The 572-nt window shown below is 64.0% G+C and carries 1 protein-coding gene; it reads left to right on the forward strand.

Annotated elements, in window-relative coordinates; genetic code table 11:
- Nucleotides 1–572: DUF2130 domain-containing protein (locus ABDB84_RS20025; RefSeq protein ID WP_345921553.1), on the forward strand; the 572-nt coding region annotated here is incomplete at both ends.

Below are 572 nucleotides of genomic sequence, written 5' to 3' on the forward strand. Positions count from 1 at the left end.
GCCGGCGAAGTGCAGCGCCAGCTCGCCGTGAGCCAGGCGCTCGGCGCCATCGAGAAAGAACGCGACGCGCTGGCTAACCAGCTCGCCAATGCGCTCAAGCAGGCGCAGCAGGAGAAAGAAGCCAGCGAAAAGCTCGCCGAAGCCAAGCTGCTTGCCGAGCTGCAGAAGAACGCCGCCAGCAAGGACGCCGAAATCCAGGCGCTGAAGGCGCAGCTCGACACCCTCGCGCTCAACCAGAAGCTCGCGCTGGCCGACGCACTCGGCACGGTCGAGAAAGAGCGCGACGAACTCAAGAGCAATCTCGAACGCGCCACACTCGAAAAGCGGCTCGCCGAGCAGTCGCTCAAAGACCGCTTTGAGGCCCAGCTCAAAGACCGCGACGAAGCCATCGAACGCCTGCGCGACATGAAGGCGCGCCTGTCCACCAAGATGGTCGGCGAAACCCTGGAACAGCACTGCGAAACCGAATTCAACCGCATCCGCGCCACCGCCTTCCCGCGCGCCTACTTCGAGAAAGACAACGACGCCCGCAGCGGCAGCAAGGGCGACTACATCTTCCGCGACAAGGACGA

This window comes from Uliginosibacterium sediminicola (assembly GCF_039631295.1).
GTDB lineage: Bacteria > Pseudomonadota > Gammaproteobacteria > Burkholderiales > Rhodocyclaceae > Viridibacterium > Viridibacterium sediminicola.